Below are 25118 nucleotides of genomic sequence, written 5' to 3' on the forward strand. Positions count from 1 at the left end.
AAATCATACAAATTCAGCCCTTTTTTGCTAAGATTATTTCTATTTCGATGGGAATATGAAAAATTTTCTTAAAAATATCATTTTTGCTTCTCCCTTTGACAAATTTCTTTTAAATATAACAAATTTTCTTCTAAATTCTTTTGAAAAGATGAGTAGAGGTAATAGTTGAAGATGTGTGCTAGCCTCTAGAAAACTTTTCCTGTAAAATTTAAGATAAGTGAAAGAACGGAGTGATGATTCCGATGTTTAAACTGTTGTTAATTGAAGATGATAGGACTCTTTTTCAGGAGATAAAGGAACGCTTGTCAGGATGGTCCTATGATGTTTATGGGATTCATGATTTTAGTAAAGTTCTTGAGGAATTTTCCACGATTAAGCCAGATTTAGTGATTATTGATGTCCAATTACCTAAATTTGATGGCTTTCATTGGTGTCGAATGATTCGCGCTCATTCTCATGTTCCGATTCTTTTTCTCTCCTCTAGAGATCATCCTTCTGATATCGTCATGTCCATGCAGCTAGGAGCGGATGATTATGTGCAAAAGCCGTTTCATTTTGATGTACTGATTGCGAAGATCCAGGCAATCCTCCGACGCGTCTATAATTACAACACCGATCAAATCCAGCTTAAAACCTGGAGTGGAGCCACGATTGATTATGAGAAAAATACCGTCTCTAATGAATCCGGGACAGTGGAACTGACAAAGAATGAAATCTTTATATTAAAAGAGCTGATTACGCAAAAAAATAAAATTGTCAGTCGTGAATCCTTAATTAAGAGCTTATGGGACGATGAGCGTTTTATTAGTGATAATACCCTAACCGTTAATGTCAATCGTTTGCGAAAAAGACTGGATGAAATCGGCTTAGGCCACTACATCGAGACAAAGGTTGGGCAGGGATATATGGCAATGGAAGAGGTTCACTCTTATGATTAAAACCTTTTTAAGAGAAAGACTGAGCTGGATTCTTCTTTTTCTCTTTATGCAATTGTTTAGTCTCTTTATTGCTTATATTGATTCTGCCGTTCCCTTTTTACCCATCCTTTATAGTGTCTTTTTATCAATGCTTATTTTTTCTTTTTTCCTTATCACTCGCTATCATAAAGAAACGAAATTTTACAGAAATTTTCTTGAATGGGAGAATGGCCTCGATATCACAACGATCACCAATGCGAATAGTCCTTTTGAGGAAATCATTGAGGAAGGGATAACGAGTCTTGCAGAAAAACAAAAACAGCTTCTTTCCGAAAACTTATTATTGCTTGAGCAGGAAAAAGATGAACTTCTATCTTGGATTCATGAAGTGAAAACACCATTAACGACGTTACATTTAATCATTGACCGTATAGAAGACGAAAAAATAAAGGCCCAGCTTGCCCATGAATGGCTACGGATTCATCTCCTTCTCGATCAGCAGCTGCACCAAAAGCGCATTCCTTTTATAGAGAATGATTTATATATCGAAAAGCTTGAATTAAAGCCTTTAATTTTTAAAGAAATCAAGACATTACAATCTTGGTGCATTCAAAAGGGGATTGGCATTGATATTGAACTAGAGGAAAATGTCATTTATAGTGATGGAAAATGGTTAGCTTTTATGCTCCGCCAAATCCTATCTAATGCCATAAAATATAGCGAAGCCTCAACCATCCTCATTAAAAGCGAAAAACAGGAGGAAAAAACAAGGATAATGATTAAAGACTTTGGGCGAGGAATTGATCCAAAGGACTTGCCGCGCATCTTCGAGAAAGGCTTTACCTCTACAACCAAGCATCAGGATGCAGCTGCAACTGGAATGGGATTATATTTAACGCAAAAAATTGCAAAGGCTTTGTTGATTCATATCGAGGTCTTATCTGAGCTTCAGCAAGGAACAACCTTTATCCTCACTCTTCCAAAAAGAAATGAATTTGTTTCGATTACAGGCATGTGACGTGAATGTCACATGCCTTCATTAATTGTTCGGAGAATCGAAGGAAAGAGAAGAGGAAGACTTTTATAATGAAAGAGAAAAAGGAGTGAGGCTTAGATGAGTATATTAGAAGCAAATAAAATTCATAAGAGCTACGGAAATAAATTTAATAGAGAAGAAGTATTAAAAGGAATTGATATTCGAATCGACGAAGGAGAATTTGTCAGCATTATGGGGGCATCCGGTTCCGGGAAAACTACCCTCTTAAATCTTCTTTCCTCCATTGATAAAGTAAGTAACGGGACAATTAAAATTGAAGGTAACGAGATTACCCAGATGAAAGAAAAGCAGCTAGCCGAATTTCGTAAACACCATTTGGGATTTATCTTTCAAGAATATAACCTCTTAGACACCTTAACCGTCAAAGAGAATATCCTTTTACCCTTATCTATTACCAAAACTTCTAAAAAGGAAGCAAATGAAAAGTTCAAGGTTTTAGCAAATGAATTAGGGATCTTTGATGTCAAAGATAAATATCCTAATGAAATTTCCGGAGGTCAAAAACAAAGAACTTCTGCAGCTCGTGCTTTCATCCATGAGCCTAGTATTATTTTTGCCGATGAGCCAACCGGAGCATTAGATTCAAAATCAGCATCGGATCTACTCAATAAAATCAGTGATTTAAACCAAAAACGAAAAGCAACCATCCTTATGGTGACCCACGATCCGGTTGCTGCGAGCTTCAGCCATCGCGTTATTTTTATCAAGGACGGACAAATCTATACTCAGCTAAATAAAGGAACAGAAGAAAGACAAACCTTCTTTAAGGACATTATGCGTACTCAAAGTGTATTAGGTGGGGTGCAAAATGAGCATTAATCATCTCATCTTCCGTAATTTGAAAAAGAACATCAAGAATTACTATCTTTATGTATTTGCCTTAATTTTTTCAGTAGCCCTTTATTTTGCTTTTGTCACCTTGCAATATGACCCATCAATGGATGCGGCAAAAGGAAGCATTAAGGGGGCAGCAGCTATTCGAGCGGCTTCCGTTCTTCTTGTAGCAATCGTTGCCATCTTTCTGTTATATGCGAATACCATTTTTATTAAACGGCGCAGTAAAGAAATCGGATTATTTCAATTGATTGGGATGACCAAAGGAAGGATATTTGCCATTCTCTCTGTAGAAAGTTTCCTCCTTTACTTCGGCTCTTTGATTATTGGAGTTTTCTTGGGATTCTCTGCTTCCAGGCTAATCATCATGATTTTATACAAAATTACCGGAGTTCAAGCGGTTGCTAGATTACATTTTTCTTCAGAGGCCCTCATACAATCATTATTGGTTTTTTGTATTATCTATCTCTTTATTATGCTGATGAATTTTCTCTTTATCAAAAGGCAAAGCATTTTATCCTTATTTAGAGTTCTTTCATCAACAGAAACAAGGGTGAAGAGAATTTCTCCATTTGAAGTGATCATTGGAATCATAGGTTTAGCCCTGATTATAACGGGGTATTTCATTTCCTCAAAATTATTTGATGGGGCTTTTAAAACCTTACATCAACTTACATTTGTCATGGTGGGGATACTTGCCTCTGTTATCATTGGGACCTACTTATTTTATAAAGGTTCAGTCAGCTTTATCTTTCACATGATTAGGAAAAGGAAAGATGGCTATCTTAGCATCAAGGAAGTTCTATCCCTTTCATCCATTATGTTCCGGATGAAATCGAACGCCTTACTATTAACGATTATTACAACGGTTTCCGGCTTAGCCATTGGTTTACTGTCCTTAAGCTATATTTCCTATTATTCTGCTGAAAGACTAGCAGAAAGCCGGGTAGCAGCGGATTTCTCTTTCACGAATAAAGAATTGGCGCAGCAATTTAAACAGGAATTAGACAAGCAAAATTTGGCTTATCAGGAAAAGATCATTGATGTGATTCAAGTGCATGCAGACATTGAATCCATTGTTGAAACGAATTTAAAAGAAATAAATCTCAATCCTAAAAAGGCCATCGTTCCGATTATCAGTGATAAGGAAGTAAAAGGAATCAACCTTTCACCAAAAGATATCATTTTCACTGGTTTTGACGACTCGGTTAAAGCATTTTTATCTCTTAAGGATTCTGGAGAAATCGAAATAAAGGGGAAAAGGACAACTCAATCCCTTCATTATTTAGGACTAAAAAGGGATTATGTCATCTCAACCTACTTTGGACAGCCCGTTGCCATCGTAGATGAAACGATATTCAATCAACTTAAGAAGGATTTTGAGCCATCCATTCAAAAGAAGGCCACTCTGTTTATTGGCTTTAATATGAAGGATAGTGAAAAAATTGAAGAAGCTAACCGCATCTTTCAAAAAATGCATTTGGAAGACAGTTTTACAAACTTATCTCGCCTTGAAATTAGTAATCATCAAAAAAACACTATGGGGCTTATGATGTTTATTGTTGGCTTTTTAGGCTTAACTTTCTTGATCACATCCGGCTGTATTCTCTACTTTAAGCAAATGGATGAAAGTGAAGAGGAAAAGCCGAACTATACCATTCTTAGGAAGCTGGGGTTTACACAAAAAGATCTCATTCTCGGAATTCAAGGCAAACAAATCTTTAATTTCGGAATCCCATTACTTGTCGGACTCCTTCATGGCTATTTTGCAGTAAAATCAGGGTGGTTCCTTTTTGGTACAGAGCTTTGGACACCGATGATTATTGTCATGGTTTTATATACTGCTTTATATTCCATTTTTGGCATCCTTTCGGTTCTTTATTATAAAAGAGTCATTAAGGAAGCTTTATAATCGAACAGGCAACCCGATATAATGTGCGGGTTGCCTGTCAGTTTTCCTAAACAAGTTTTTTCTTTGCCAGCGTAGCTGGACGGGTCTCCGGGAAGGTTGCCACTAAGAAAATGTAAATACTGGAAAAAGCGATAAAGAAAATCATGGATGGTACATAACCAGCCGATCCTAATAAATAGCTCCAAATAATCGTTGCAATCGTTTGTCCTGCATAAGCCAATGCCCAAAAGAGACCAAACATCACGGTTAATCTTTGCGGATTCATTCCTTTTAACTCATGAGGTAGATTTAAAAAGATTGGATATTGCGTAAACATGGCGAATCCGGATATTGATACAAAGATATAAGCCAGTAATGGATTGGAATTGGCAAATAGTAAGGTCAAGGTAAAGGTTGACACCATGACTATTCCGACAATCATCAAGGAAATTCTCCGCGGGTACCCTTTGTTGGCAATATAAATTCCAGCAAATGTGCCAACCGTTGCAAATCCCGAAATCAGAAGGTTTGTAACGGAGCCATCTAATCGCGTATATTGGTCAAAAACGGTTTTAAAACTAACAAGCGATAAAACGTACAAAGTTAAGAAGGAAGCAAATGCAATTCCATAGCGCCAAAGAAAGGAATCCTTTAAGGCGTCCATATACGTATAATTCTCTGCTTGTTCTCCCGTCACTTCCCGAGTTTGAAAATCCTCCGCCTTCCATATCCATGCAACAAATAAAAATAACGTAAGGGAGGCAAAAAAGGTTAAGGTCAAACGCCAATTTTCAACCATTTGACTTGAAAACAGTGTGAACAGAACGGCGACTACAAAAGCACCAACATTATAGGAAACCGTATTAGCTGCATTGATTCTCATTTTTTCCTTTGAGTTGGAAATATAATGAGCAACTACAGGATTCATATAGACAATGACCATGGAACCTCCAATTGCCATAACCATCCGAGCAATGGTATAAGCCCAATAGTTTGGCAGGTAAATCGCGACCAATCCCATTATCAGGAGACCAATTCCCGTTCCTGCAGCTTTTTTGGGTCCCAATTTCATAATGATGACAGCTGCTAAAATATTCGCAAATACCCGAGCTGTCGTAATGGAGTAATTGACGAGCTGAGAAATAACTGGATCCACAGGGCCACGAAAGAATGTCTCCATTATTTGTGGGGTTAAAGACGATCCGGCAACCCAGTTCATCGCAAAAGTAACATATGCTAGCCAAAGTATGGTCAACATAAAATACCCTTTCTTTTTATCAATCTCCATTTTTTATTACCTCTTTCATTTGCTCATTTTATAAAAGAAATGGTTAGGTCTAAATCAAAATTGCCTGCATATATTTTTTTTAAACATTTTTTTATAATAAATGTATTCTCCCCTCAAAAAGGACTAAATTTCTATGTCAAATATTTCCAATCACTCAATAATTGTTTCAATTCTATTCAATAAAAATTTTATTACTATAATATCTATTCCAAACTATTTCCTTCCCCTATATTTGTTAACTGGAGTATAATGTTCTTAAGAATTTCCATTGTTAGATCATCTAACAACTTTGTTGTGACAACATGATGATTTTTTTATAATCACTTTAACAAAGTGAATAATCAATCATTCGTATATCCTTAATAATCTGGATTAAGGGTCTCTACATAGAAACCGTAAATTTCTAGCTACGAAAAAAAGCTTGCTAAATCTTTTCCGCAACTTTTTTCTCGTGGCTTTTTTCAATGGGCAAAAAGAATTGCGGGATGACTTGAGAGGGGTATTATATGAATTTACTGATTAAAAACGCTGAGATCATTACCATGAATGCTGCTGAAGAAATATTTCGTGGGGATATATGGATTGTCAATGACACCATTCAGGCATTGGGTGTTGATTTGCATCCGGAAAAAGTTGATAAAGTGATAGATGCAACGGGAAAGATGGTTATTCCCGGATTCGTCCAAACACATATCCATCTTTGCCAAACCCTTTTCCGTGGTCAAGGGGATGATTTAGAGTTATTGGACTGGTTAAAAAAGAGAATTTGGCCTCTAGAAGCCGCACATGACGAAGAGTCCATCTATTATTCAGCCATGCTCGGATTAGGAGAACTCATTCAAAGCGGGACCACCACGATTGTCGATATGGAAACCGTCCATCATACAGAATATGCTTTTCGAGCACTTGCAGATAGCGGGATTCGAGCTCTATCTGGCAAGGTAATGATGGATAAAGGAGAGGACGTTCCTCCTGGTTTAAAGGAAACAACGGCGAACTCCATTCAGGAAAGCGTCGACTTACTCGAGAAATGGAACCATTTTGATCAAGGAAGAATTCAGTATGCCTTCTCACCCAGATTTGTCATTTCCTGTACAGAAGAATTATTAAAAGAAGTACAAATGCTTTCTGATAAATACCAGGTTAAGGTTCATACCCACGCTTCAGAAAATCTCAGCGAAATTGAAGTGGTGGAAAAAGAAACCGGCATGAGAAATATTGTTTACCTAGACCATTTAGGGCTTGCCAATGACCGGCTGATTTTAGCCCATTGTATTTGGCTCGATGAAGAAGAACAGCAAATTATCCGAGACCGTGGTGTTCATGTTAGCCATTGTCCAGGCTCCAATCTTAAATTAGCATCGGGTATTGCCCAAACTCCTGAATTACTGAAAAACCATGTATCACTAAGTCTTGGAGCTGACGGTGCCCCCTGTAATAATAATCTGGATATGTTTAATGAGATGAGACTGGCTGCCCTCATTCAAAAACCACTGCATGGACCGACAGCAATGGATACGAGAACAGTCTTTAGAATGGCCACGATTGGTGGGGCAAAGGCTGTTGGCATGGAGAAAGAGATTGGCAGTATTGAGGTGGGAAAAAAAGCTGACTTGGCTCTTTTACAATTAAATGATTTCCATACTTATCCTTCTTATGGTGTTGATCCTATTTCACGTATTGTCTATTCTGCTACTAGAGCCGATGTCGAAACCACTATTATTAATGGCCGAATCATCATGGAAAACAAAAAAATAAGGACCATCCATAAACCCACCATTTTAAAGGAAGCGAATATTTCAATCAAAAGATTGTTAAAAAGAGCGGCCATTCTCCATTAAAAGGATAAAGCAATCTGGTGACTTATAGTACTTTCCACCCGGTATCCCCCATTCCATTCAGGGACTAGAAAAAGGCTGCGAATTTTTACTTGCTTTTGATGATGGAAATTTCTCGGAATTTGATACCTTCACCAATACGGATTGGTTTGCCCATACGCCAAAAGATGTGTTGTCTCTCCGTCGTCAAATACCTTGGTTTTTCTTACTTTCCTAGACAAGAAAAAGACAGACAATGAATCAAATTGTCTGTCTTTCATTTTTCTATTCTCCCCTATCAATGGTTCGGGAAGAAGGCCATTTGGATTAAGAAAATCACTCCAAAAATATAGATGATTGGATGAACGTCTTTCCCTTTTCCACTGACCAATTTAATAATTGGATACGTAATAAAGCCAATCGCAATTCCGGTTGCAATGCTTCCCGTTAATGGCATCGTTAAAATCACGGCAAAGGTAGGAAAAGCTTCATCAAATGCTCTCCAATTCACCTTCGCTAAGCCTTCCATCATAAAGCTACCAACAATAATTAGCGCTGGAGCTGTAATCGAAGGAAGTCCGGAAATCGCTGATACAAGTGGAGATAAAAATAATGAAATGAGGAAAAGAATCGCAACAACTAAAGCCGTAAGACCCGTTCTCCCACCAGCGGCAACTCCTGATGTAGATTCAATATAAGCAGTCGTTGGCGTCGTCCCCAAGGTAGAGCCAATGGTTGTGGCAATAGCATCTGCCGTAAGAGCTGATTTTGCTCTTGGGAGTTTACCATCCTTAATTAAATCAGCCTGCTCGGCCACTCCAATAATCGTCCCGGTCGTATCAAAAATCGTTACAAGTAGAAAAGCAAAAACCACTGTATATAAAGAATGAGAAAATACTCCAGAAATATCTAAATCAAAAAACTTGATCGATGGTGGAACAGAAGCAATACCATCGAAATGTAGGAGGCCCATGAAATAACCAATTATGGCTGTAATCAGCATGCCAATAAACAAGGACCCTTTGATTTTACGAGCATTAAGAATAAGCGTAATAAAAATTCCAATAATCGATAAGATCGTTACGGGCTCATGGAAATCACCAAGAGCAACAAGATTGCTTTTATTAGCAACTACAATTCCAGACATTCTTAAGCCGATAAAAGCAATAAATAAACCTATACCAGAGGCAATTCCATACTTTAAAGAATCCGGAATAGATTCAATAATTAATTCACGAAGCTTAGTAAAGGTTAATAAAAGAAAAAGAATCCCGGCTAAAAAGACCGCGCCAAAAATGATTTGATAGCTTAAGCCTTGTGTAGCGACAACACTTGTGAAATAAGCATTCATCCCCATTCCAGGTGCAATGGCAATCGGATAATTCGCGGAAAACGCCATAACAGCTGTTCCAATCACCGCTGCAAGTATCGTTGCAACAAACACCTGATTAAATGGTACTCCTGCGGCTGAAAGGATTGCAGGATTCACTACAATAATATATGCCATGGTTAAAAAGGTTGTAAGCCCCGCCAAAACTTCTGTTTTCATATTTGTTCCTAATTCTTGTAGCTTAAACAAACGTTCCATATGTCCTCCTTATAAGAAAAACTCCATAGCCTTATGAAAACTTGGTACTAGTATACCCAGTTAAACAAGAACTAGAGATTTTAGCTCATTCTAAAGAAAAAAATTCCTAACTACGAATGGGTAGACGAAGCTCCCCATTCGTAGTTAGGAATTTCCGGTTCCTTGTAGAAACTCTCAGTCCGTATCACCAAGAATATACGAATGAACTTAACTTGATTTATGATAACGGAACTAATAATAGCCGAATATTTAATTTGTGTCAATCTCTATCGTTCGGTTATTCGATAAATTATAACGATTAATCATGATTCAAATTATATTATTGAACAAAAATACGAATGAATCACACAGTACTTAGGAAGAGATTTCCTTTGTCCTCTTGTCCCTTTGAGATTTTTCTTTAATAAGAACTCCTCCCATTAATCCTAACAAGGCGAATAATACTGGAATCATAAACCCGTAGTGATACCCAATGACACTCGCTTGCAGATGATAATGGTCCAATATTTTCCCAAATAAACTAGGCAATAACACAGCACTTAAAAATCCACCCGTATTCGCAAATCCAGAAATAACCCCTACCTCCTTCAGAGCAAACGATTCGCGAACGACGGCAAAGGTTAAGGCACTTGCGCCATTCCCATAACCAATGAAGAAGAAAAAGGGGATAAGCAAATATACCGGAGGCTTCCCATTAAAAAGAAGAAACCCTAACCAGCTAAGAAAAACAATCATATGCACCACAATATATGGCTTTTTAAGGGAAGAAAATCGACCGGAAATCCAACTGGTCAGCGGTGCCCCAATAATCGCCCCAATCAGACCGACCATAATTAATTGACTTGCTGCGGAACGTGTCATTCCATAAACATGCATCCCATATGGAACGGCCCAAGAGCCAATAAAACCGACATATGTACCGACAAGACCAAAATGACAGAAGAAGGTTGCCCAAGCCTGACGATTCGAAAATAGTCGTTTTAATAAATTTTCGTCTTTATCCTGTATCCTTTCAGATGAAACCTTTTTTTCCGAATAACTCGAGAAAAGCTCCCTTGATTTCTTCACTAGAACATAGTAAAGAAGGAGTCCACAAAGGCATAAAATAAGGCCGACAATCAAAAAAGGAGTCCTCCAGCCAGATAAGGCAATCCAAGCGGAAAAGGGAACCGTCGCCGTCAGAAACCCAAAGCTTCCACTCATCCCTGCAATCCCAAGCAAGCCAACAAATTCCTTTGATTTAAACCAGCCACTTAAAATGAGAACTATATTAACCCAAATCGTTGCATCCCCCATCCCAACCAATAAGCGGGCCACGAGAAGAATCGCTTCATTCTGAGCTAGACTATAAATAATGGTACCAACTCCATTGAGAAATGTCCCGACAATTAAGAAAAAGTTGGGTCCAAACCGATCTGATAATATCCCGATAGGAATTTGCAAGCCTGCATAGGCAAAAAACTGTATACTCGTTAATAATCCAATCGTTGCTGCAGTAACATGAAATTCCTTCATGATTTGATCGGATATTAATCCTGGCGCAGTTCGTTGCGTAACAATAAAAAAATACGATAAGAGGACCGTTCCAAAAACAACCCATCGATATTTGCTATTCTGTTTATCCAAATGAACTCTACCCCTGTATATTAATATTCCACCATTATACTCCATTTTAAAGAATTTTTTCTATTTTTTGCTTTGTCCGATATTGGGAATTCTAGTAAAATAAAAATGTCATATAATGAAATAAAGCAAGATGCATAACCAAATTTCATTTATTGGGAGGTTCTGATGAATCGACTTACCGACTATTTAATTGTCATTTCGTTTGACTGCCTCTCCGCTTTGGATTTTCCCATTCTCTCGACGCTCCCTCATTTTAAAGAGTTGCTGGAAAAAGGAGCATACTGTCGGAATGTCGAAACGATTTATCCGTCCGTGACCTATCCATGCCACGCAACCATCGTCACAGGAAAATATCCTAATCGTCACGGGGTCATCAATAACACCCTTTTGCAGCCAGGGAAATCCTCTCCTGATTGGTATTGGCAGCGCAAATATATTAGAGGAACGATCCTTTATGATGAGGCCCAAAAAAGAGGGATGAAAACGGCCGCTTTATTATGGCCAGTTACCGCAAAGGCTAAGATTGACTATAACATGCCAGAAATCTTTGCCAACCGGTCTTGGCACCATCAAATTCCCGTCTCACTCTGCAATGGGAGTCCACTTTTTCAGCTCCAAATGCAGCGTAAATTCGGGCATATTCGCAATGGCCTTCAACAACCCGAATTAGACCATTTTGTCCTAGAAGCAGCGGTTGATACGATTGTATCGAAAAAGCCCCAATTATTATTAATCCACTTTACCGATTTAGATACGCAACGACATAATCATGGATTTTCTTCGAATGAAGCATTCGCGGCTATTGAACGCCATGATTACCGATTAGGAAGGATTTTCACGGCACTAAAAGAGGCTGGAATTGATGAACATACAACCATTATCGCGCTTGGTGACCACAGTGCACTTGATGAATCACATGCCATTAAACCAAACGTCCTTCTTCAAAAAATGGGACTTATTCAAGTAAATGAAAAAGGAAAAGTGCTCGACTGGAAGGCTTATTGTAAGAGTTGTGATGGTTCAGCCTATATCTATCTAAAAGATGAACAAGATGACGATTCAAAGGAAAAGATTCTTCATCTTCTAGAAGAACTTATGAAGGATAAAACCAATGGGATCGAAAAAGTTTTATCAAATAAGGATGTCATTGAAAGGGGAGCTGATAAAAATGCCCTCTTTATCCTAGAAGCACAAAGGGATTATTATTTTACTGAATATCTGCAAGGTGAGTTTATTGATAAGATTACGGAAAAGGATCTCAGTGAAAAGCGCTATACCCTCGCTAGTCACGGCTATTCTCCTGAAAAGGACAATTACACAACGATTTTTATGGCTATGGGAAAAGGGATTAAACGAAACATCTTCCTTCCAGCCATGCGTCTTATTGATGAAGGTCCAACACTCGCTCGCCTACTAGGTTTTCAACTTGAAAACACAGATGGGAGAATTCTCGAAGAATTACTTGATTACGATAAAGCCACTTGAAGGATTGTTCTCCGATATAATATCAAAGCAATAGAATAATAGGAGGAATACTCATGAAGCCTTACTCAAAAGAGGAGAAAAGTTGGATTTTCTATGATTGGGCTAATTCTGCCTACTCGATTATCATTACCACGGCTGTCTTTCCACTTTATTATAAGGCTGCTGCTACCAATGCTGGTGTCAGTCTCAGCCATTCAACTGCTTATTTAGGCTATACTGTCGCGATCGCTACGTTTATTCTTGCAATTCTGGGTCCCATTTTAGGAACAATAGCAGATTATCAAAATTTTAAGAAGAAGTTCTTCGCCTTTTTCTTTGCCCTTGGTGTCGTAGGAACGGCTATTCTTGCCATTATTCCTAGTAATCAATGGCTCCTTTTACTAATCTGCTATACCTTCACTACAATTGGGTCGACAGGCTCTAATGTGTTCTACGATGCCTTTCTTGTCGATGTCACCACAGTAAAGCGGATGAATGTCGTTTCCGCACAAGGGTATAGTTTAGGCTATATTGGCAGTACAATTCCGTTTATGATCAGTATCGCGATCATCATTCTTTCTCAAAACAAAGTCTGGGCAATCTCAACAACGACCGCAAGCTCTATTGCCTTTCTCATTACGGCATTATGGTGGGGATTATTCACCATTCCTATCCTCAAAAACGTTCACCAGCATCACTATATCAAACCGGAAGCAAATCCTATTCGCAATAGCTTTAAGCGTCTTTCCAAAACACTTAAGGAAATTAGAAAATACCGTGCCCTTTTTCTCTTCCTCCTCGCCTATTTTTTCTATATTGATGGAGTTGGTACGATTATATCAATGTCAACCGCTTATGGAACAGACTTAGGAATTAGTTCCACTGATCTTCTTATCATCCTGTTTGTAACACAGATCATAGCTGCCCCCTTTGCTTTTTTATATGGAAAATTAGCCGATCGATTTTCAGGAAAGAAAATGCTTTATGTCGGCATCATTATTTATATTATGGTGTGTATTTATGCCTATTTTCTTAAAACAACCCTAGACTTTTGGATTCTGGCCATTCTCGTTGCCACCTCTCAAGGAGGAATTCAAGCATTAAGCCGCTCCTATTTTGCCAAGCTAGTTCCTAAAAAGAACTCGAATGAATTCTTCGGCTTTTATAATATATTTGGGAAATTCGCTTCCATCATGGGACCGCTATTACTAGGAGCAACTGCACAAATTACCGGTAAATCGAACATGGGAGTATTTAGTTTAGTTATCCTTTTTATCATTGGCATTGTAATTCTTGTTTTTGTACCGGAAACTAAAGAGGATGGGAAAGCAGAAATGGTGTAGAGGAAATATATTTGTTTTCAAATGAATATAAGAAAGCCAATCCTTTTATAATTAGAGGATTGGCTTTCCTTATATTTATACTTTATCTTTTATAAGGATAGAAAATTTCATATATAGAAAAAAAGAGTGCTCTCCTCCTCTTAATCGAAAGAGAACAACCCCTTCATATTCTTACACACGACTCTTTTATCCCCATTTTCTGCTACTCTACATACTCATATAAAGTAATACTCTCAATATAGTTAACGAAGCTCCTTAATTCTCTTGCTTGATCATTTGTAATTTCTCCTGATTCAAACATACGTTGAATTTCCGAACGTTCAATGTCCATCACTTTTATCCGCAATTCTTCTTTTTGCTCTTCCGTTTTCTCGTTATTTCGAATCCTTGGTCGTTTTAAGCGATCAATCAGGCGTTTATAGTCCACTATCACCGCTTGAACAATTTCAGTTTGCTCACCTGTTCTTGCATATTCTTCTAAATACTCAAGAGCGGCTTGGAAGGATTGTAACTGAATAACACTTCCTAGGCGAAAAGTTTCTAGACGTTTGGCCTCATCCTCACGTGAATGCCCCCTGTGCCAGAACCAGAGTCTTAAAAATCGTCCAAGCAAAAAGCTCATTCCCGTCCGAACATTATTAGAAAGAACCTCTTCCCGATGGTCGAGCGATTTCTCAAATGTCTCATAAATTTCTTTATCCAATCCATCTTTCAATACAGCATTATGGAGAAATTTTCTTTCTGCCTTCAATGCCATTAACCGGATGCTTCTCATTTTTTGCTGATATCCAATGCTCCCTTTTTCTTTCGCATTTGGTTCTGGATGTATTTGATTAAACATGAAATTATACTCATCCATTAATTCATAGGCAGCAGCTTCATTTTCCCCGTTCATTTCCAAGCGGATTTTTTTGATAGCTGCAAGCAGCAGCCTGCCTCTCGCCTCTTTCAAATCCATCAAATTCTGTTTTTCACCATCAACACTCTCTTTCTTACTTAGAAGGGGCAAAAAGACAGTCGCAGCAACCAAGGTGAATAAAATCACTCCTGCAGCAATAAAAAGGATGAAAGCACGTTCTGGGAATGCCTGACCGCTCATAATGACATATGGAATAGATAAAACACCAGCCATTGTGACTGCACCGCGGACCCCTGTTAAACTAATAAACAGAGCTGTTTTCAAATCAGGCTTCTCGACCGTTTTTGTTTTCGCAAAGAGGTATTCATAATAGGAAAATGCATAAGTCCAGATAAAGCGGATGGCTAGAATAGCGACTCCAATGGCAATGACACAACTAACCGCTCTAAGGTTTCCTATATAAGGGTTTTTCACCGTTTCAATCATAGAAGATGGGATGTTAAGCCCTAATAACAGAAAAACAATCCCATTTAAAATAAATAACAGAATCGACCATATATTTTCTACCAGAATCTGCTCCTGAGCAATCATCGTTTCTGTTCTTTCACTGATTAAGGAGTGAATAATCCCTGCTACGACGACAGCAATGACCCCAGAGGCATGCAAAAGTTCTTCTGAAATAATAAAAATCACAAATGGAGTCAAAATTTGCAGCAAGGAATGAAAGGTAACATCATTGATTCCTTGCTTCCGCAATATGAAGTGTATCCAGGTTACAATTAAACCCAAAAGCAAGCCAAGTATGGCCCCAGCAAGAAACTTGAAGGAAAAATTAAGCAACGCCTCGCTAAGGGAAAAATACCCTGTTACGACAGCGGCTACAGCATAGTTAAAAGCAACCAAGCCAGAGGCATCATTGATAAGAGATTCTCCGCGCACAAGATGAAGGACCTTTTCAGGAATATGAATTCTTTTGGCTATTCCATTTACTGCCACAGGGTCTGTTGGCGATAAAATTGCAGCTAAAGCAAACGCTGCTGCAAGTGGAACCATCGGTAACATCCAATGAATCAAATATCCTCCTGCAATCGTCGTCAAAAGAACTAAAATAATGGCATTTCCAAAAATGGATGACCTCAGCCTCCACAATTCCTCCCGTGGAAAATGACGTCCATCATTATAAAGAAGAGGGGCCACAAATAATAACAAGAACCACTCAGCCTCTATTTCAAATGAAATCTTTTTAAATAGCAAAGCAATGATCATACCAAAAGCAATTTGAATTAACGCCGTGGGAATAAAAGGTATGTAATGACTGAAGATATTCGAAAGTAGTAAACAGACGAGTAATAAAATGACTGTCATGAGAATATCCATGTAATTCCCCCTTTCAAAAAAAAAAACTAATGAGCGCTTAAGCCGCATTCTATATACCTTTTTATTTTTTTCTTTAACTCTTATTGTAAACTTTTGTGCGTATAAAATTAGAGACTCATTTGGACAACTCAAAAGAATTCCAAAGGAATCGAATCTGAAGTCCTATTGTGAAAGATAAAATGAAGTCCGCTCGAAATAACAACAACCCTTGCGAAAACAAGCCAAATCCTACTCCAATTTTTTGACTGGTTTTCATTATACCATTGTCCCGAATCAACATAAAAATCTGAACCTCGACCTTTTTCAACTAATCACTAACAAACGTCGTCTCCGAATGACGCATGATATTTGTGATAGTCTCTTGAAAAACCCTAAATAACACACCAGTTATATTATGAATCGACTACCCTTCGTTAGAATTCAAATAAAATTTCTCTATAGATAGATTTACAATCGTAAATAAAAAAATCAGCACCATCTTTCGGTACTGATCAAATCCTTCATTTATCTTTGAACTCTAAGATAAGCATCCCGAGTCTTGTATCCAGCTCCTAAAATCTTAATCATTTCCTCTCGCCTTTTCCCCTTTGTAGTCTCTTGCTTTGCACTATATACATATCGTGCCCAATCCTTTTGGTAGCCTGGGGTAAGTGCCCGATAGAAAGCGAGTAATTCAGGATGATTCTGTAGATCTTTTTCAATCGTTGGGATGAAGGTAATATAATCGTCAACGTGCTGACTTACCTTCATAGCAGGTTTATTTTTCGCCTTTGAATCCTCTTTTAACCCCACCACGGTAAATACATCATCCAAACCTACCATACGAGCGAACTTAATAGGACTTGTCCCAATATAGCCTTCTTGATTCGCCCCAAGTCCACTCAATAAATCGTCGCGATGAATATAGGTCGGATACACCTTATTGCCTTTTTTCGGATAAGCCACATACAAATATCCATTTTGACTTAAATAATTTTTATCTATTATCATCTGGAGTAATTCCTTAAAAGCATCCATATCTAAAACAAAGGCAAAAATAAGATCATAGGAAGCATCACTGAGCTCGGTATCATATCCCTCAAGCCCCTGAAAATAATTCGTTCCTTTTGGCACATTTACTACAGCTCTCTTTGAATACTTTTGTAAATTAAGCTTCTCCACTATCGTTTTCGTCATCGCATCCACCTAAAAAGTCAAATTTTTTTACCTTCTCAGTTTAAAATCTCCCGTGTGAAATGGCAATATTTCCGCATTGAAAATATTGATGAAATTTGAAGTTTTCTTACATTATTTATCTATTTATTTTTTCAAAAACACCCATCTTTTTTTCACATTCTTACATATATTTATTAATAACCCCTACTAACAAACTCCTTATGCTTCAAGCAATCTTCCCGACAGTCTTTTATAAAAGGAGCGTGATATGGTTGACAGATTTACTGAATTTTAGAGAGTTTTATCAAAAAACCCCCATCCTCATTAATACAAAGGATTGGGAAGCCATTCAAATGGATGATCGGCTATCACAAATGTTTGAACATTGCACTCACTGGTTGATTGGGTTAGAAGGGAGTGAACTCGAGCAGAAAACCACTCAATGGAGGGTCATCATCTTTCCTTCAAGGTCGAGCGGAACGTTCAACTTCACAAGGCCGTTCTATCGATCGTCATTCTTTCACTCATTCAATGAAGCTCTCCTCTTTTCAAGGAGGCTGGAATTATTAGCGAAAAATGACGAGCTCTTTAGCATTTACCAAGCATAAAAAAAAAGAATCATTTTTTTGAATTCTTTTTAACTAGTTTTGTGAAAAAAGTACATACATTTCCTTTCTCCCTCGGAATAAAATCTAATTACCCCCCCATTCATTCGAAAATAATCCATTTGTTTTCGGGTCCGCGCCATATCCATCACAAAGTCTTATCAATGCTCAGCTTTTCTTTTCAAGGCAACAGCCAAATGCTTAGATTCGGCGGCGTGTAAGCTTGTCTTTTTATTTCCTTTTTACTTCTCAGTTTCTAAAAAGCTTCGTTCATTCTCCTCATCCTCTAATAAATCACATTTTCTCTTTCACTGAATTCAAAATGAATTTCCCTAAAAGGTATGTGAGACACTCTTCTATTAGAATTTCCCATATATTCACATGTAAACTTTCACTTTAACCACTTAGTCAAACGATAAAGTTCAACTAACCATCAGTGGGGGTTTTCATTCATCCCCCCACTGATGGTTAGTTGAACTTATCGGACCTTTACGGACAGTTGATCTCCCACTTATCTTCTTCGTATTCTCAGAATCTTGAAGTGGGAGTCTTACTGTCCGTTAAGAGTGGGATAAAAAGGACTAAACCCGTTAGCCCTTTTCATCGATTTTTCATAATTATCCTAAGCGAAACACAATCCCATGACCGCCTTTAGGGTATTCCCACTGAATATTTTGATGCGGGCAGCCGATGCGGCAGCTTCCACATTCATGACAGCCTTCGTAGCCAACGTGCATGCGAATATCTTCCCATTTATAGATTTCTGCCGGACAAAAGATCGTGCAAATCTTATCCGGACACTTTGTTATGCAAATGTCTGTGTCCTTCACATGAAGATGCGATTTCGTATCAGCATTAAAGCGAACAAGATACTGTTTAGCCTCAATGGATTGACCGTTTTTCTGTTCACTCATTACTTAATCACCCTCCAGGCTCGATACACATCGCGAGCTATTTTCATTTTTTCCTTTGCTGATCCTAAATCACGCCAAATTTTCTGCTGTTTTTCCCATTTTGATTTGCCATCAACAGTAAACATTTGACTAGCTGCTTTATTGATCATCGGAATATAGGCATCAAAGTATTGAGGGAATTTATCAAAATGATGGGTAGAATCCTTATACTTTTTCAAATCCTGACCGACAAAACCGTTCATTAATTGAACGCGATATCGATCTAGCATGGCTTCTGAGAAATCACCCGCTTCCTTAGCAAGCAAAATTGTTTCAGCTGCTAATCGGCCGGAGGTCATTGCAAGGTTGGATCCTTCCCGATGAATCGCATTGACTAATTGAGACGCATCCCCGATAACCAGGACCCCATCTCCGACAATTTTCCCCATCGATTTATAGCCTCCCTCAGGAATCAAGTGAGCTAAATATTCCTGAGGCTCGCTCCCTTGGATGTAGGGGCGAATCATCGGATGATTTTTAACATATTCTAGTAATTCATATGGTCTTATTTTGTGTTTGATTAATCCCGAGAGCAGTGTTCCTACACCGATGCTTAAGGAATCCTTATTTGTATATAGAAACCCTGTCCCTAAAATTCCTTTCGTTGCATCTCCAAATAATTCAATCGTACAGCCCTGATTTTCTTCTAAATTGAATCGGTCTTCGATGATTTTTTTATCCAACTTTAAAATCTCCATTGTGGCTAGAGCGACTTCATCTGGCTTATATTCTCGGTGAAATCCAAGCGATTGAGCTAGAAGGGAATTTACCCCATCGGCTAAAACAACAACGTCGGCATAAACCTCTCCATCCGGTCGGTCAGTGCGTACTCCCACTACCTTTCCATTTTCCACAATACATTCTAAAACAACCGTTTCATTGATTAGGATTGCACCTTGTTCAACTGCTTTATCCGCAAACCATTGATCGAACTTGGCGCGCAAGACGGTGAAATTATTATAGGGCTCCTTGCTCCACTCCATCCCTTTATATCCAAAATTCAGGGCAGATTCCTTATCCATCATCATAAACCGCTGCTCAACAATAGGACGCTCAAGCGGAGCTTCCTTGTAAAATTCAGGAACGATATCCTCCATCATTTTTCGATAAAGGACTCCACCCATGACGTTCTTTGCCCCCGGATATTCCCCTCTTTCAATCAATAATACATTCGCTCCGCCTTTGGCTAAATCATGTGCACAAGATATTCCCGCCGGACCGGCCCCGACAACAATGCAATCAAATCTTTCCGCCATGATGAACCTCCTCCCTTAATAAAGCCTGTTGGAACTGTTCGATTAATAACGGAACGACTTTAAATGCATCTCCAACAATTCCACAATGGCAAGCTTGAAAAATAGGAGCGTCTTTGTCAGAATTAATCGCAATGATTAATCCGGAATTTTTCATGCCGACAATATGCTGAATCGCTCCAGAAATCCCAATGGCAAAATAAATTTTCGGTGTAACCGTGACACCCGTTTGCCCTACCTGATGATGATGCTCGATCCATCCCGCTTCAACAACGTCACGACTTGCTCCAACCGTACCACCAAGGACATTGGCTAATTCGTGAATAAGCTGAAAGCCCTCTTGACTTCCTAATCCCTTACCGCCTGCCACAATAATATCTGCCTCATCAATTCGGACCTTCTTGGTTGTTGCTTTCACAATTTCTAAGACCTTCGTTCGAATATCCTCTTCCTTCAACAGACAGATCTCTTCCACGATTTTCCCTGTTTTTCCCGACTCTGGCGTTAACGCTTTCATGACTTTTGCGCGAACAGTAGCCATTTGAGGACGATACTTTTTACATAAAATTGTAGCCATAATATTGCCACCAAATGCCGGTCGACTGGCAAGTAATAGGCCGGTTTCCTCTTCAACGTCTAATTCCGTCGTATCTGCCGTAAGCCCTGTTGGCAAATCGGTCGCTATGGCACTGGCTAAATCCTTTCCTGTAGATGTAGCACCAAATAAAATGATTTCCGGTTTGTATTTATTTGAGCATTGAAGAAGGGCCTTCATAAAGGATTCTGTGCGGTAATGCTTAAAAATCGGTTGATCAAAGACATAGGCAATATCCGCCCCGTACTCAAAAATGGTCGCTACAAGCCTTTTGATTTTTTCACCAATTAATACACCAGCCAACTCTACCCCTCGTTTGTCCGCAAGTCTTCTGCCTGCTCCCAACAGTTCAAGTGATACAGGTGAAATACTTCCATCATTCACCTCAATAAAAACCCAAACCCCCTTATAATCCTGGAAATCCATCAATGTTCCTCCTTTACACGAAACAGCTCTTTCTTTTCTAATAAAATAGCCAGCAATTGCCCCACTTGTTCCTCAAGGTTCCCTTCAAATATGTTTCCACCTTCTGGTTTTGGCGGTGCCCATACCTTTGAGACAATAGTTGGCGAACCTTTTAGTCCAAGCTGTTTAATATCCACATCCTCTAAATCATCAACAGACCAGATATGAGGCTGGTATTTTGCTGCTTTTAACATATTGGGAAAAGTTGAGTATGGAACTTCATTAATTGTTTTTTCAACAGAGAGCAAGCAGGGTAAGGTGGATTTCACTACCTCATAGCCATCCTCAATTTTACGATGCACAATCGCATAGCATTCCTCTTGATTCACTTCTACCACCTTATGAACAGAAGTTAAAGGTGGGATATCAAGACGTCTGGCGATTCCTGGCCCAACCTGCCCTGTATCTCCATCAATGCTCATCTTTCCACAAATGATGAGATCAATCGGCTTTATTTTTGCTATTTTCTCCAATGCCTTCGTCACTGCATAACTCGTTGCTAAAGTATCCGCCCCGGCGAAACGCCTGTCGGTAATTAAATAACCTTCATCTGCCCCGATTTCAATGCACTTTCTAATCGCCTTCACAGCAGGCGGCGGGCCCATCGTTACGACAGATACGGTTCCTCCGTACCTTTTCGTTAGCCTTACTGCCTCCTCCACAGCATGAGCGTCGTATGGATTTAAGATAGCGGGTGCTGTCCTTCGATCCATGGTATTGGTTTTCGGATTCATTTTGATAATTTTTGTGTCAGGTACCTGCTTAATGCAAGCTACAATATGTAGCACATGATTCCCTCCTTATCTCATGAAAGGTCCTACCTATTGCTCTTTTCAGATAGTAGCCTTCCTTTGATTACACTCAAAACTTTATAAAGCCTGTTTACTTTTACTATATTAAGAGACTTGACTTAACATGCTGAATTACAGATAAATATTGGTGAAATATTAGGGGTAAAAAAGAGAAAAGGTTACAGTGCATTAATATTGATAACTAGTATACAAGTATGTCAAAATAGAAACGAGCGCATAGAGTGGTTTCACCATATCAGGTATATGTGAGAGGATATTATAAATGGATTTACAATGGTCAACATCACTCACGTACTTACCAAATTCCCAAAAAATTGGAGGGCAATTATCATGAGAACAATCAAACTAGGTAGTAGTACATTAGAAGTTCCTGTTATTGCAATTGGTTGCATGCGCATTAATTCATTAGACAAAACCGGTGCAGAGCATTTTGTCCAAACAGCTTTAGAAGAAGGTGCCAATTTCTTCGACCATGCCGATATTTATGGCGGTGGTGAATGTGAGGAAATTTTTGCAGATGCCATTCATATGAATGCCGATATTCGCGAAAAAATTATCCTCCAATCCAAATGTGGCATTCGTAAAGGAATGTTCGACTTTTCTAAAGAGCATATTTTAGAATCCGTCGATGGAATTTTAAAGCGGTTAAAAACCGAATATTTAGATGTTCTTCTCCTACATCGCCCAGATGCACTCGTTGAACCTGAGGAAGTAGCAGAAGCCTTTGACTATCTAGAAACTTCAGGCAAAGTACGTCATTTCGGTGTCTCTAACCAAAAGCCTATGCAAATTGAATTGCTTAAAAAGTATGTAAAGCAACCGCTTATTGCGAACCAGTTACAATTAAGCATTACTAACGCTACCATGATTTCAAATGGAATTAATGTCAATATGGAAAATGAATCAGCAGTTGATCGCGATGGCAGCATTTTGGATTATTGCAGACTAAACGATATTACCATTCAACCTTGGTCTCCGTTCCAATATGGATTCTTTGAAGGCGTATTTCTTGGTAGCGATAAATTCCCTGAGTTAAATCAAAAGATAGATGAAATAGCCAAAAAATATGACGTCTCTAACACTACCATTGCCATTGCATGGTTATTGAGACATCCTGCGCAAATGCAGCCTATTATCGGAACAATGAATGAAACTCGATTAAAAGATTGCGTAAAAGCAAGTGAAATACATTTAACTCGCGAGGAATGGTACAGCATTTATCGTGCAGCAGGTAATATTTTACCTTAATAAAAAGCTTGCTACATAATTTACAGGGCAAATCGAAAAAAGGCACAACTCCCATCGTTGTGCCTTTTTTAACGTTATATTTAATGACTCGGCTCTTTTTTGTAATAAGAAATAAAGACTTTTAAAAGGGACGGTACGGCGAAAAAGATAAAAAATGTTCGAAACAGCTGGAAACTTGCTACAACTGAAATCTTCGCATCTACTTCGCTAGCCATAATACTCATTTGATCCATGCCACCAGGAGCTAAACTTAATAACGCTGTTGACATGGATACGGATAAAAATTTTGTTAGAATCATGCTTAAGATAAATGAACAAAGCATAAGAATGACACTATTCGCCAACGCTAACCCAATCGTTTGAGCCTTTTTATGAAGAGCATCCAGTTTTAACATCAGTCCAACATGAGCACCAATCATGAGTTGGGCGGCATCCATGACGAACATCGGCAAATGAGGACTTGGAAGGCCAATGATTTGGACAATGGCTGTTCCAAATGCAGGGCCAAGCAAAAAAGCTGTTGGAAAGTGAATTCGATTTCCTAAGAAAGCAAATACAATACAAACTACGCTAAAGACGAGTATATTGGGAAATAAATCAGGGCTATGGCCAGCCACTGAATTTAAGGTTTGGCTGCTTAGCGAATGGTCATGATTTTGTCCCAGAAATGAGCTAAATATCAAAAATGGAACCGTAATAATAATCATCATCAACCGTATTACTTGGAAAACGGTGACAATCGTTAAATTTGTATCCTTTGTTTCTTCAGCAAGAATAATCATTTGCGTTAATCCCCCCGGAATACTCCCCATTAAAAGTGTAGGAAAGTCAATTCCAGAGAACTTGGAGAATAAATAGGCCATTCCTCCACACATCACAACCAGCAAAAGAGTCATCACAATCATCGCCGGCAGCTGATGAACCATCGAGAGTAAAGCCGCTGTCGTCATGGAAAGTCCAATCGTATAGCCAACTATAATCATTCCACAATTACGGATTCGTCCTGACCATAAATATCGATGTTTCAATACATTAGAGCCGATTAGCACCATAATCATCGGACCTAACAGCCAGGGAATTGGTATACCTATTACGGAGAAAAGAAATCCACCAAATAAAGCTGTTGCAAGTGTGAGCAAGATCTTATAAATTCGGTAATCACTAAGAAGAAAATCCATTATTTGTACCCCTATTTTTGAATGTAATCAAACGTAATCACCCCTTGATAATCCTCAAGGGTTTCTTTCTCAATATCTAATTCCTTTAGATTGGTTTTTACAGCAGGGAGTTGTCTTAAGAAATCATCCACCTTATCGAAAAGGAAAGGTCCTGCTACGCCAATGGCTTTGGTTCGATAATGCATTGGAATCGTGACAGCCGGATTCAATTGCTGAACTACTACTGCGGCATCACTCGCATTAATTGTCATCGTACCTCCTACTGGGATCATCATAATATCAATAGGCCCAATCTTGGTGATTTGCTCCTCTGTCAGCTGATGTCCTAAATCGCCACAATGACAAATCGATAAACCATCACATTCTATTATAAAGACAATGTTTTCTCCCCTTTTTGCTCCTTGTTCTTTATCATGAAAGGTTTTGACCCCTTTAATCTTCACATCCTGCCATTCATATTCTTTCACTTCATTCACTAAAAGATAATCACCTATAGCAACTTGCACTTTATTATGATCACGATGGTCATGTGTCACACATACAATATCTACTTCGAGGGAAGGCATTTTGTATCCAAGAAAACGATCATAAGGATCGATTAATATTTTTGTTCCTTTTTTTGAAGTAAGAAGAAAAGAAGACTGACCAAACCATTTAATGTTCATTGAATCCATCACCTTTCTTAGATTGAATTATGATATTTACCCTTGGATGACATGTAAAAATCAGATTGAATATTTTACTATGTAATTATAAACTGTGAATTGTAGTTTGTTAATTAATTTTATCTATA

At 38.5% G+C, this 25118-nt stretch carries 20 protein-coding genes, 1 pseudogene and 2 riboswitches; of the genes and pseudogenes, 10 read left to right on the top strand and 11 right to left on the bottom strand.

What is annotated here, in order from left to right; all coding sequences use genetic code 11:
- The first annotated feature begins 242 nt into the window (after positions 1-242).
- From ACE38V_RS05870 to ACE38V_RS05885, 4 genes are all read left to right on the top strand, one after another.
- On the top strand, positions 243-938 hold the full coding sequence (locus tag ACE38V_RS05870) for a response regulator transcription factor (RefSeq protein WP_375840274.1): 696 nt from the start codon (positions 243-245) through the stop codon (positions 936-938).
- Positions 931-1935, top strand: a complete 1005-nt coding sequence (locus ACE38V_RS05875; protein ID WP_375840275.1) for a sensor histidine kinase — start codon at positions 931-933, stop codon at positions 1933-1935. The genes ACE38V_RS05870 and ACE38V_RS05875 overlap by 8 nt, the downstream gene beginning before the upstream one ends.
- A gap of 96 nt (positions 1936-2031) precedes the next feature.
- Positions 2032-2793: an ABC transporter ATP-binding protein gene (locus ACE38V_RS05880; RefSeq protein WP_375840276.1), complete on the top strand. Its 762-nt coding sequence runs from the start codon at positions 2032-2034 to the stop codon at positions 2791-2793.
- A complete protein-coding gene (locus ACE38V_RS05885) occupies positions 2783-4720 on the top strand; it encodes an FtsX-like permease family protein (RefSeq protein WP_375840277.1) in 1938 nt (645 codons plus the stop codon). Before ACE38V_RS05880 ends, ACE38V_RS05885 begins: the two co-directional genes overlap by 11 nt.
- A gap of 46 nt (positions 4721-4766) precedes the next feature.
- Here the strand turns inward: ACE38V_RS05885 and ACE38V_RS05890 are convergent, their stop codons facing one another.
- A complete protein-coding gene (locus ACE38V_RS05890) occupies positions 4767-5987 on the bottom strand; it encodes an MFS transporter (RefSeq protein ID WP_375840278.1) in 1221 nt (406 codons plus the stop codon).
- Between the two features lie 329 nt (positions 5988-6316).
- A riboswitch (purine riboswitch) is annotated at positions 6317-6417 on the top strand.
- Positions 6418-6493: 76 nt separating this feature from the next.
- Here ACE38V_RS05890 and ACE38V_RS05895 point away from each other — a divergent pair.
- The gene (locus tag ACE38V_RS05895) at positions 6494-7828 is read left to right on the top strand and encodes a 5'-deoxyadenosine deaminase (protein WP_375840279.1); all 1335 of its coding nucleotides are present in this window, start codon (positions 6494-6496) and stop codon (positions 7826-7828) included.
- Between the two features lie 28 nt (positions 7829-7856).
- Positions 7857-8021, top strand: a pseudogene (locus ACE38V_RS05900) (oxalate decarboxylase); the annotation flags it as partial.
- An 81-nt stretch (positions 8022-8102) separates the two neighbouring features.
- Here the strand turns inward: ACE38V_RS05900 and ACE38V_RS05905 are convergent.
- Positions 8103-9392, bottom strand: coding sequence for an NCS2 family permease (locus tag ACE38V_RS05905; RefSeq protein WP_375840280.1), 1290 nt, complete (start codon positions 9390-9392; stop codon positions 8103-8105).
- Positions 9393-9513: 121 nt separating this feature from the next.
- A riboswitch (purine riboswitch) is annotated at positions 9514-9613 on the bottom strand.
- 133 nt (positions 9614-9746) lie between these two features.
- Positions 9747-11018: an MFS transporter gene (locus ACE38V_RS05910; RefSeq protein ID WP_375840281.1), complete on the bottom strand. Its 1272-nt coding sequence runs from the start codon at positions 11016-11018 to the stop codon at positions 9747-9749.
- Positions 11019-11183: 165 nt separating this feature from the next.
- On the opposite strand from ACE38V_RS05910, the gene ACE38V_RS05915 reads away from it, so the two are divergent.
- Complete coding sequence (locus ACE38V_RS05915; RefSeq protein ID WP_375840282.1) at positions 11184-12503, top strand: alkaline phosphatase family protein; 1320 nt, start codon at positions 11184-11186, stop codon at positions 12501-12503.
- Positions 12504-12556: 53 nt separating this feature from the next.
- The gene (locus ACE38V_RS05920; protein ID WP_375840283.1) at positions 12557-13825 is read left to right on the top strand and encodes an MFS transporter; all 1269 of its coding nucleotides are present in this window, start codon (positions 12557-12559) and stop codon (positions 13823-13825) included.
- Positions 13826-14027: 202 nt separating this feature from the next.
- Here the strand turns inward: ACE38V_RS05920 and ACE38V_RS05925 are convergent, their stop codons facing one another.
- Together ACE38V_RS05925 and ACE38V_RS05930 are read right to left on the bottom strand one after the other, a co-directional pair.
- Positions 14028-16061 carry a Na+/H+ antiporter gene (locus ACE38V_RS05925; RefSeq protein WP_375840284.1) on the bottom strand — a complete coding sequence of 678 codons (2034 nt, stop codon included), beginning with the start codon at positions 16059-16061 and terminating at the stop codon, positions 14028-14030.
- Between the two features lie 504 nt (positions 16062-16565).
- Complete coding sequence (locus tag ACE38V_RS05930; RefSeq protein ID WP_375840285.1) at positions 16566-17237, bottom strand: YdeI/OmpD-associated family protein; 672 nt, start codon at positions 17235-17237, stop codon at positions 16566-16568.
- Between the two features lie 251 nt (positions 17238-17488).
- Between ACE38V_RS05930 and ACE38V_RS05935 the strand changes: the two genes are divergently transcribed.
- Positions 17489-17824, top strand: a complete 336-nt coding sequence (locus ACE38V_RS05935; protein WP_375840286.1) for a hypothetical protein — start codon at positions 17489-17491, stop codon at positions 17822-17824.
- Positions 17825-18438: 614 nt separating this feature from the next.
- On the opposite strand, the gene ACE38V_RS05940 is transcribed toward ACE38V_RS05935, so the two are convergent.
- The 4 genes from ACE38V_RS05940 to ACE38V_RS05955 are packed head-to-tail and all read right to left on the bottom strand — an operon-like array spanning position 18439 to position 21875.
- Positions 18439-18735: a ferredoxin family protein gene (locus ACE38V_RS05940; RefSeq protein WP_375840287.1), complete on the bottom strand. Its 297-nt coding sequence runs from the start codon at positions 18733-18735 to the stop codon at positions 18439-18441.
- Entirely contained in the window at positions 18735-20030 is a 1296-nt protein-coding gene (locus tag ACE38V_RS05945) for an FAD-dependent oxidoreductase (RefSeq protein WP_375840288.1), read from the bottom strand. Before ACE38V_RS05945 ends, ACE38V_RS05940 begins: the two co-directional genes overlap by 1 nt.
- Complete coding sequence (locus ACE38V_RS05950; protein WP_375840289.1) at positions 20014-21048, bottom strand: electron transfer flavoprotein subunit alpha/FixB family protein; 1035 nt, start codon at positions 21046-21048, stop codon at positions 20014-20016. The genes ACE38V_RS05945 and ACE38V_RS05950 overlap by 17 nt, the downstream gene beginning before the upstream one ends.
- Positions 21048-21875 (bottom strand): electron transfer flavoprotein subunit beta/FixA family protein, encoded by an 828-nt coding sequence (locus tag ACE38V_RS05955; protein WP_375840290.1) that lies wholly within the window; start codon positions 21873-21875, stop codon positions 21048-21050. The genes ACE38V_RS05950 and ACE38V_RS05955 overlap by 1 nt, the downstream gene beginning before the upstream one ends.
- A gap of 354 nt (positions 21876-22229) precedes the next feature.
- On the opposite strand from ACE38V_RS05955, the gene ACE38V_RS05960 reads away from it, so the two are divergent.
- On the top strand, positions 22230-23147 hold the full coding sequence (locus ACE38V_RS05960) for an aldo/keto reductase (protein ID WP_375840291.1): 918 nt from the start codon (positions 22230-22232) through the stop codon (positions 23145-23147).
- Between the two features lie 80 nt (positions 23148-23227).
- Here ACE38V_RS05960 and ACE38V_RS05965 read toward each other — a convergent pair whose 3' ends face one another.
- Positions 23228-24325 (bottom strand): AbrB family transcriptional regulator, encoded by a 1098-nt coding sequence (locus tag ACE38V_RS05965; RefSeq protein ID WP_375840292.1) that lies wholly within the window; start codon positions 24323-24325, stop codon positions 23228-23230.
- Between the two features lie 11 nt (positions 24326-24336).
- Entirely contained in the window at positions 24337-24990 is a 654-nt protein-coding gene (locus tag ACE38V_RS05970) for an MBL fold metallo-hydrolase (protein ID WP_375840293.1), read from the bottom strand.
- Between the last annotated feature and the right edge of the window lie 128 nt (positions 24991-25118).

Origin of the sequence: Cytobacillus sp. Hz8, from assembly GCF_042263505.1 — a bacterium.
Lineage (GTDB): Bacteria > Bacillota > Bacilli > Bacillales > Cytobacillaceae > Bacillus_BE.

Bases quoted from the DNA above. Each gene is read 5' to 3' on its own strand.
- ACE38V_RS05960 (WP_375840291.1), top strand. From the start codon at position 22,230: ATGAGAACAATCAAACTAGGTAGTAGTACATTAGAAGTTCCTGTTATT.
- ACE38V_RS05970 (WP_375840293.1), bottom strand. From the start codon at position 24,990: ATGAACATTAAATGGTTTGGTCAGTCTTCTTTTCTTCTTACTTCAAAA.
- ACE38V_RS05945 (WP_375840288.1), bottom strand. From the start codon at position 20,030: ATGGCGGAAAGATTTGATTGCATTGTTGTCGGGGCCGGTCCGGCGGGA.
- ACE38V_RS05870 (WP_375840274.1), top strand. From the start codon at position 243: ATGTTTAAACTGTTGTTAATTGAAGATGATAGGACTCTTTTTCAGGAG.
- ACE38V_RS05930 (WP_375840285.1), bottom strand. From the start codon at position 17,237: ATGACGAAAACGATAGTGGAGAAGCTTAATTTACAAAAGTATTCAAAG.
- ACE38V_RS05885 (WP_375840277.1), top strand. From the start codon at position 2,783: ATGAGCATTAATCATCTCATCTTCCGTAATTTGAAAAAGAACATCAAG.
- ACE38V_RS05905 (WP_375840280.1), bottom strand. From the start codon at position 9,392: ATGGAACGTTTGTTTAAGCTACAAGAATTAGGAACAAATATGAAAACA.
- ACE38V_RS05880 (WP_375840276.1), top strand. From the start codon at position 2,032: ATGAGTATATTAGAAGCAAATAAAATTCATAAGAGCTACGGAAATAAA.
- ACE38V_RS05925 (WP_375840284.1), bottom strand. From the start codon at position 16,061: ATGGATATTCTCATGACAGTCATTTTATTACTCGTCTGTTTACTACTT.
- ACE38V_RS05915 (WP_375840282.1), top strand. From the start codon at position 11,184: ATGAATCGACTTACCGACTATTTAATTGTCATTTCGTTTGACTGCCTC.
- ACE38V_RS05940 (WP_375840287.1), bottom strand. From the start codon at position 18,735: ATGAGTGAACAGAAAAACGGTCAATCCATTGAGGCTAAACAGTATCTT.
- ACE38V_RS05875 (WP_375840275.1), top strand. From the start codon at position 931: ATGATTAAAACCTTTTTAAGAGAAAGACTGAGCTGGATTCTTCTTTTT.
- ACE38V_RS05890 (WP_375840278.1), bottom strand. From the start codon at position 5,987: ATGGAGATTGATAAAAAGAAAGGGTATTTTATGTTGACCATACTTTGG.
- ACE38V_RS05895 (WP_375840279.1), top strand. From the start codon at position 6,494: ATGAATTTACTGATTAAAAACGCTGAGATCATTACCATGAATGCTGCT.
- ACE38V_RS05965 (WP_375840292.1), bottom strand. From the start codon at position 24,325: ATGGATTTTCTTCTTAGTGATTACCGAATTTATAAGATCTTGCTCACA.
- ACE38V_RS05920 (WP_375840283.1), top strand. From the start codon at position 12,557: ATGAAGCCTTACTCAAAAGAGGAGAAAAGTTGGATTTTCTATGATTGG.
- ACE38V_RS05950 (WP_375840289.1), bottom strand. From the start codon at position 21,048: ATGGATTTCCAGGATTATAAGGGGGTTTGGGTTTTTATTGAGGTGAAT.